Genomic DNA, 7,725 nt, shown 5'->3' with positions numbered 1-7,725 from the left:
GATGCATAAGCAACGACATCTTTTATTTGTTCTTTGGTATAGTACAAACCATCAGAAGCTAACTTTTGTAATTTTGGATGCTTTTTAGATTCTATTCTAAACCCCTGATCATCTGTTAAATGCCAATGAAAAACATTGAGCTTAACAGAAGCCATAGCGTCAAGGTTTCTTTTTATGACATCAACAGGTTGAAAGTGCCTCGCAACATCTATCATTAAACCACGCCAAACAAAACGTGGTGAATCTTCTATGGAAACTCCTTCAAAATAATATTCATTTTCATTATAATTAGTCAATTGTAATAGCGTTTCTAAAGCTCTAATCGCGCCAATATCTGTATTTGCAAGAATCGTTACTTTATCTGTACCAACATTTAAATAATAAGACTCGTCTGTGTTTACATTTAACTCACCAACTGTTTTAAATTCAATTTCGATTGATGCTGTTTTATTTGACAGAGGGAAGCCTTTGTCAATAAATACACCTGTTCTATTTGCAAGTCGTCTTAAAAAATTAACAGCAACATTACGAACTCTCCCTTCATCTTCACTATTTATTGAGATCGTAACGCTGCTATCAATTAAAAACTTGGCTGAATTACTTTTAATTTTTTGTGGCCAAGGCATAAGGTTATATTTACCCATTTCCTTCTCTTGGCATAATGTTTTTTGAATAAAAAAACTATAAAACACTAGTAATAGAATTAGTCTTTTCGTCATTTTATTAGTTTATTGACTCTAACTGATTTTAATATGATTTTCAATTATTTCCCTTTTAATACTTGTAGCATTTACTTCTTCAACTCCTCTTTGAACTAACGTATTATGATTAATTTTCACAATAAAAGAGATGGGTTTGTAATTTTAACGAAATCGGTAGTTAATAAATTTTTTAGCCGTACCGTATCGCCTTGCTTTGTTTTTGCATATGTTATGTTTCAAGTACCTTCAATATTACTTTTGGTTTGTTCCCTTTAAAAGTGATAACGTTTAAAGGCTTCTATAGCGGCATAATCCGCAAGACCTAGATCATTATATTTTTTTGCTGTTAATCGATTTCTATCCTCAACTCTGACCCAAAATTCTCTTGAATCACCTCCTTGAAACATTACACCATCTTTTTGTGATTGATGGTAAAAAATAGCATGTCTTTTTCTGAGTACCTGATCAGGGCTCATTGGCACAGCCATGTCAATCTCATAAGATTCCCATTCGTGCCAAGCGCCTCTATATAGCCACACCCAGCAATCATTCATGTATAAATTATTTTTTAAACTACCGATTGCTATAAAAAGAATATCTAAACAAACTTTATGTGTACCATGGGGATCTGCCAAGTCACCTGCGGCATATATTTGATTTGGTTTAATCGTGTCAATTAAATTGCATGTAATTGCAATATCGCTTTGAGTAATTTTCCCTTTTTTTATGGTTCCGGTTTCATAAAAGGGTAAATTCAAAAAATGAACATTTTCATCTTTAAGACCTAAATATCTTATTGCAGCTAAAGATTCACTTTTTCGAATAGAACCTTTTAATTTTCTCACTGGAATTGAATCTACAATGTCATTACCTTTTTTTGCTTGAATGAAATCTATAATATCATTAATCTTCTCAGAATTTGGATTAAGTTCTTTTGATATTTCAGCAAACTTTAAAGCCTCTTCATCGGAAACTGCAATATTACCAGAAGTTTGATAGGCAACATGGACCTCGTGTCCTTGCTCTACTAATCGATCAAAAGTACCACCCATAGAAATCACATCATCATCAGGATGAGGGCTGAAAATCAGAACTCTCTTTTTAGAAGGATGTGCTCTTTCGGGTCTATTAGAATCATCTGCATTTGGCTTTCCACCTGGCCAACCGGTGATAGTGTGTTGTAGCTTATTAAACATTTTTATGTTTAAATTATAAGAGGCCCCCTCTTCTGCTAATAAGCCAGACATTCCGTTGTCGTTGTAATCTTTATCGGTAAGCTTTAAAATAGGTTTATTAAGCAACTCACTTAACCAAACAACAGCTTTTAATTTTAATTTTTCTGACCAAATACAGGAGGTCACTAACCATGGTGTTTTGATTCGTGTTAATTCAGATGATGCTTCACTATCTATAACAAAAGTTGTGTTGTTGTGTTGTTGTAAATATGTTGCAGGAACATCTGATGTGACTTTACCTTCAATTGTCTTTTTAAGTATTTCTGCTTTATTTAGCCCCCAACCAAGTAAAACGATTCTTTTAGCTTCTCTTACGGTTCCTATTCCCATTGTAACTGCTTTTCTAGGAACATTATCTACACCTAAGAAAGCTGGTGCAGCGTCTACCCGTGTTAGGTGGTCTAATGTTATAAGTCTTGTGCCTGAATTTAAATGTGATCCAGGCTCATTAAAGCCAATATGTCCTGTTCTACCAATGCCAAGAAGTTGAAAATCTAAACCGCCAGCAGCTTTAATTTTCATTTCATAATCAATACAGTACTGATAGATATCTTCTGATTCCAAAGAGCCGTTAGGAATATTAATGTTTTCTGGAAGAATATCTACATGATTGAATAGATGTTCGTGCATAAAATAGAAGTAACTCTGAATATTAGTCTTTTCCATAGGAAAATACTCGTCTAGATTGAAGGTTATAACATTTGCAAAACTAAGTCCTTCTTCTTTGTGCATTCTCACAAGTTCTTCATATACTTTTATCGGTGAAGATCCAGTAGCTAATCCTAAAACACATGTTTGGTTTAGGGATGCTTTTTCTCTTATTAATGAGGCTATTTCTTGGGCTACTACAGTTGAAGCTTCTACAGATGATTTAAAAATGACATTATGAATTTTTTCATAACGCGCTTCTTCGAACTTCCCTGCCTTTTGATATTCAATTTTATTATAATTAGCAATTTCTACATTCATGACTTGCTTTTTTTATCTATAAGGTAAAGCAAGCGGGAAAAGTTAAAACCCCGCTTGTTCTGGTAACCAATTCTCAAATAATTATATATTAATCTGCTTTTAACTTTCTCATTAAAAATTTGGTCCACCTGTATCCCACCATACTCTGGTACCCCCATTATCAGGTCCACCGAGGAGTGAAACAGCATTAGCAACACCTGTTGCGTTAGTAGATAATTCACTATCTACAAATGGAATTCTTCTAATTTGAATATCTGTATCAATTGCTCCAGCACTTTGATTGCTTACAACTGGGAAGATTCTAGGGTATCCTGTTCGTCTAAATTCGCTCCACGCCTCTTGACCTTCTGGGAACATTGCAATCCATTTTTGAGTAATAATTTTTTCTAACTTTACTTCATTAGTGTCACCTGCATTCCAAGCTACAGTCACATTAGATAAAGCCGCAATGTTATTAGATGGTGTTACCGGATCTACATAATCGGCAGGAGTAGAGGTGTTATCTGCAATGTATGTAGCAGCTCCACTTGCTCCTCTTTGGTCAAAGGAAGTTATAATGCCTTGCTCATAATTAGACTGTGCATCGCCTGCGCCAGTCCAACCACGTAGAGCTGCCTCTGCTTTTAAGAAGTATACTTCAGCAGCGGTCATTAATTGAACTGAAGGTGTTTTTACACTTTCATTCAATGTAGAAAAACCTATATAGTCTGCTTTTTGAGCGAGTTCGTCTTCATATCCAGGCAACAATGGTAATCCATTTCTTATCCCTTTATGCTCGCCTGCATAATCGATAGATTCATCAAAATAACTACTTATTCTTGCATCGTTATATCCTGTTAATATAGACTCCATAGAGGCATTCATACGTATATCACCCCAAGAATTATCAATAGTTGCTAAAGGATGGCTAAGAGAACTATTTACGAAAAAGCTATCATCATTTGTAACCATTAACCCTAAGGGTTGTGCTAAGGCCTTCTCACCTTCTAATTTTGCTTTTACAGGATCCACCTTAGAAATGCGTATTGCTAATCTTAAACGTAACGAATTAGCTGCTTTAACCCATTGTCTATAATTACCGCCATAAGATAAATCAAATGCCGTAAAACGCTCACTGTCTATATCAGCCATTAAATTCTCTACTGCGATATCTAAATCTGTAAAGAATGCATCATAAGCTTCTTGTTGTGAATCGTATTCTCCTACATTTTCTAAATCACCAAAACTTGTATAAATTATTGGTCCAAAAACATCAGAGACTCGGTGCATAGCTTCCACTTTTAAAATTAAAGCCGTGGCATATAGTGTGGGAAAGTCATTTTCAGTTAAATCACTTATAGTTTTAACGTTATTCATAACGTTATTGTAAGGTACAGACCATATAAAATCGTTCCAACCACTTACTAGGTTATATGTAGTGTTGTTTGCACCTGCTACAAACGGACGTGGATTAGTCATGTAGCCAGAATATACATCTGCATTTAGGTTTTGCTGTAATTGATAGGACCAAGCGGGTGTATATTGGTATATGCTTTCAAAAATAGGTTTATACTTAGAACCTACCTGTTGAAAGTCTACTTCTAATTGTTCTTGAGTAATGTCTCTAGGGTTGTCATTGATATCTTCTAAATCGCTACAAGAATTACCAACTATACCTAAGACAAAGAAACATGCTAATAGTTTGCTTATATTTTTCATTAGTTATTTTTTAGAATGTTAAATTAATATTCAGCCCCAAACTCCTTGTAGAAGGAAGTCCTAAGACATCTACTCCTTGTAGTGCATTACCAGTACTCAATGATATGTTAGGGTCGTGCGGTGCATCCTTGTAGAAGAAAAATAAATTGTTTCCGACTAATGATGCCTTTATACTTGAGAAGAACGAGTCATCTGATAAATTAAAATTATACCCTAGAGCAAATTCTGCCAATCTAACATTTGTAGCACTATAGACATACTCACCTGTAAATCCATTACGACCACCGACTGCACTATAATATTCTTGCGCTGTCAATGTGGAAGGAACACCATCAGGGCTCACAATATTTACAGTTCCATTGTTAGTCTCTCTAGCAGAGTTATTACTTAAACCTTCAACAATAGCCTCTGTCATACTTACAGTCTCTCCACCAAATTTTCCATCAATTAAAAAATCTAATGTAAAGTTCTTATAAGTAAAAGAATTGTTCCAGCCTAATGTAAAATCTGGATTGGCATTACCCACTTTTTCAAGAGCTGGTACTCTATCATCATTATCTTGTTGTTGAATTGCAATCCCATCAGTTGTATCAACAATTGGTAATCCATTTTCATCTCTCGCAACCACCTGAGCATAAATATCACCAAACGCACCTCCTTCAACTAAGAAGGATCCAAAAGTGTTTACACCAGGATCGCTAATTGGAAAATTAGCTAGTGTTTCAACGCCTTCTATGCTAGAGTCAATAAGTTTTAAAATTTCATTTTTATTACTAGCAAAATTTACTGTAGTTCTCCATTTAAAATTATCATTTTCTATTGGATTAGCAAAAACCGTTGCTTCAAAACCTTTATTTAATATATCACCAGAATTTATATTTGCCTGTCCAGATGTACCAGCACCTGCCGCAACATTAACTGTGAAATATTGGTTAATTGTACTGGTTCTGTAATAACCCAATTCAAAGCCATATTTACCGTTATTAAAGCGCCATTCTGTTCCAATCTCAAAGGAGCGCTGACGTTCTGGTTCAGGTAAGGTTCCAGGAAAAGGATTAATAGGCTCAGTAGGACTAATGCCACCACCACCAAAAATGATAGATCTGTTTCTTGCAATTAGGTCAGGCCCGAATCCATTTCCTACTTCGGCATAAGAAGTTCTTATTTTGGCAAATGATACGCCATCGCCTAAGTCAAATAATTCACTTAAGATACCAGTAACTCCAAATGAGGGATAAAAGAACGAGTTGTTTTCTTTTGGTAAAGTCGAAGACCAATCGTTTCTAGCTGTGACATCAAAATAAACTTGATCCTTATATCCTATGGTTGCACTAGAAAAAAGTGAATATACTTGGGTTCTATATGAATTTTGAACGAAGGTTACTTGTGGGTTACCTTCAAAATTTTGAAATGAGAATACATTGGCAAATTGTAAACCTCCATTAGTACCAGAATCAGCAGTAAACAATTCTGTTCTGTTTCTTGTTGTACTCGCTCCAACAATGGCGCTTAAAGTAAAATCATCATTAATCTGAGGGGTTAATGTAGCTATTACATCACCAAAAACTTGAGTAAAGTCTTGATTCGTATTAATGTATCTTCCGTTTTCTGGAGCTAAAGTTGCTTCAGTAGTAGCATAAATTTTCTTTTCAAAGTCTAAGATAGATTTGTCATAAGTCCCTCTTGCCTGAAGCGATAACCAGTCGTTAAATTGGTATTTTAAGTTTAATGAAGTTACCAACTTCTTGTTGTTATCTTCACTTGCATTTCTATTCAATATCCAATATGGATTTTGCTCTATATCAGAAGTGGCTCTAAACCAACGTTGTGCTTGAATATTTCTTGCAGAATCATATGCTTCAAAGTCTCTATAATCAGATAAGCTTTCTGTATCAGATTGGAAACCATAGACTCCTACTAAAGGATTAAAATATAATCCAGATACTGGTCTGTTTTTTATTTTCTGAGTAGAAGCTAAAATATTTGCACTTATTGATAGCTTATCATTAAATAATTGAGCAGTTTCTCTCACATTAAATGTGTGTTGTGTCAATGTATTTGTTGGCAATATGCCTGTAACATTTGTATTACCATATGAAAAATACGTTTGAGCGGTCTCATTTCCACCAGAAATTGTCAATGAATTAATGTTGGTTAATCCACTATCATAAAAATCATCAATATTAGCTTCAGTTTCTCCGTTAAAATCCATGAAATACGCAGCTGTGTCAACAGTTAAATTTGTTGAGAAGTCCACTTTAAAACCTCCAGATCTACCACGCTTTGTTGTAATTAAAATCACACCATTAAGACCTGCACTACCGTACAATGCGGAAGCCGAAGCTCCTTTTAAAACAGTTAATGATTCAATATCATCTGGATTTAATAATGATAAAGCATCACCTCCATCTCTATTACCTCCATTTATATCACCAAAAGTATCAGAGGGCTGGCCACCTGATGGGTTTAATAATGGAATACCATCAATTACATATAAGGGTTGGTTGTTGCCAAGTGAAGAGTTACCTCTTAATACTACCTTAACTGAACCACCAGCTCCAGAAGCACTTCTAGTAATTGACAAACCAGAAACTTTACCTGAAAGGCTATTAACAGGATTCGTTTGCTTAATTCTACTTAGCTCTTCTGCGTCTACATCTTGTGCGGCATAGGTTAAAGATTTTCTTGATTTTTTAATACCAAGAGCTGTTACAATAACAGCATCTAATTGCTGAGAGTCTTCTTCTAATTGAACATTAATAACATTTGAATCTTGAACAGTTATTTCTAGTGTTTTCATTCCTAAGTAAGAAAATGATAGCACATCACCAACATTTACTGTTAGGGAATAATTACCACCTGAATCTGTTAGTGTGCCATTCGCAGTCCCTTTCACCAATACATTTACGCCAGGTATTGGAGAACCATCTAATTGAGAGGTAACAATACCTGATATTTCCTTTTCTTGAGCAAAAGAAAATTGTACTGCTAACAATAAAAAAGAAAACAAGAAGAGTGTTCTTAAATTTTGTTTCATAATATTAGTTGTTTAGTCTTTTAATTTGCTCCAAAGTATCTATTAGTAAAATAATCCAGAAAAAAAATATATAAACAACAGGAGT

4 protein-coding genes are annotated in these 7,725 nt (G+C 34.6%); all 4 read right to left on the bottom strand.

Features of this window, described 5'->3' with window-relative positions:
- Positions 1 to 719: family 20 glycosylhydrolase (locus HRU49_RS07375; protein WP_296355696.1), on the bottom strand; the 719-nt coding region annotated here is incomplete at its 3' end.
- Between the two features lie 254 nt (positions 720 to 973).
- Positions 974 to 2,905 (bottom strand): glucosamine-6-phosphate deaminase, encoded by a 1,932-nt coding sequence (gene nagB, locus HRU49_RS07370; RefSeq protein WP_296355694.1) that lies wholly within the window; start codon positions 2,903 to 2,905, stop codon positions 974 to 976.
- A gap of 111 nt (positions 2,906 to 3,016) precedes the next feature.
- Positions 3,017 to 4,603, bottom strand: a complete 1,587-nt coding sequence (locus tag HRU49_RS07365; RefSeq protein ID WP_296355692.1) for a RagB/SusD family nutrient uptake outer membrane protein — start codon at positions 4,601 to 4,603, stop codon at positions 3,017 to 3,019.
- 10 nt (positions 4,604 to 4,613) lie between these two features.
- Entirely contained in the window at positions 4,614 to 7,640 is a 3,027-nt protein-coding gene (locus HRU49_RS07360; protein ID WP_296355690.1) for a TonB-dependent receptor, read from the bottom strand.
- Positions 7,641 to 7,725 lie beyond the last annotated feature (85 nt).

Origin of the sequence: Winogradskyella sp. (genome assembly GCF_013213975.1) — a bacterium.
Lineage (GTDB): Bacteria > Bacteroidota > Bacteroidia > Flavobacteriales > Flavobacteriaceae > Winogradskyella.
This window is presented reverse-complemented; position numbering and strand designations above follow the sequence as displayed.